Genomic DNA, 972 nt, shown 5'->3' with positions numbered 1-972 from the left:
CGGGGGCGACGGCCTCGCGGGGCGGGGGCGGCGGGGAGTTGTCGATGTAGCACTGGACGGCCACCGGGGCGCCGACCCGCTTGCGGATCAGCCGCTTGACGACGACGATCCGCTCCCGGGTCTCGGCCCGCAGCCGCACCTCGTCACCGACTCGGAGGGAGTGGGAGGGCTTCACGCGCTCGCCGTTCACCCGGACGTGCCCGCCCTTGCAGGCGGCGGCGCCGAGGGAACGCGTCTTGACCAGCCGCACCGACCAGATCCAGCTGTCGATCCGTACGGACTCACCACTCGGCGGGCCGGCCGCCTCGGCGGCGGCCACGGCGGCGGCGACCTTGGGGTCCTCGGCACTCTCAGAAGCCATGGTCCCGACCTTAACCCTTGGTCCCGGCCGGTGGTGCGGGGTTTTCGCCCGCCCCGAACACCTACGGTGGAACCATGGATCCCCGTGGCCTCGACCGGCTCGACCAGCGCGTCGCCGGCTGCCGTGCCTGCCCCCGGCTGGTCGACTGGCGGGAGGAGGTCGCCCGGACCAAGCGGGCCGCGTTCGCGGACTGGACGTACTGGGGGAGGCCGGTGCCCGGGTTCGGGCCGGCGGACGCCCGGCTGCTGATCGTCGGCCTGGCGCCCGCCGCGCACGGCGGCAACCGCACCGGGCGGATGTTCACCGGGGACCGTTCCGGGGACGTGCTGTACCAGGCGCTGTACGACGTGGGGCTCGCCTCTCAGCCGGGCTCCACCCACGCCGGGGACGGCCTGGAGCTGTACGGCGTGCGCGTCACCTCGCCCGTGCACTGCGCCCCGCCGGCCAACAAGCCCACCCCCGAGGAGCGGGACACCTGCCGGCCCTGGCTGGTGCGCGAGCTGCACCTGCTGCGGCCGACGGTGCGGGCCGCGCTCGTGCTGGGGGCCTTCGGCTGGCAGGCCGCGCTGCCCGCGTTCGCCGAGGCCGGCTGGACCGTGCCCCGGCCCCGG

The 972-nt window shown here is 75.7% G+C and carries 2 protein-coding genes; one reads left to right on the top strand and one right to left on the bottom strand.

The features are described 5' to 3' along the window. Positions 1-361: RNA-binding S4 domain-containing protein (locus B7767_RS35065; RefSeq protein ID WP_143652800.1), on the bottom strand; the 361-nt coding region annotated here is incomplete at its 3' end. A 74-nt stretch (positions 362-435) separates the two neighbouring features. Here B7767_RS35065 and B7767_RS35060 point away from each other — a divergent pair. Beyond that, a partial coding sequence (locus B7767_RS35060; protein WP_085575604.1) for a uracil-DNA glycosylase occupies positions 436-972 on the top strand: 537 nt, incomplete at its 3' end.

The sequence above is a fragment of the Streptomyces sp. 13-12-16 genome (assembly GCF_002114215.1).
In the GTDB taxonomy this organism is placed as follows: Bacteria; Actinomycetota; Actinomycetes; order Streptomycetales; family Streptomycetaceae; genus Streptomyces.
This window is presented reverse-complemented; position numbering and strand designations above follow the sequence as displayed.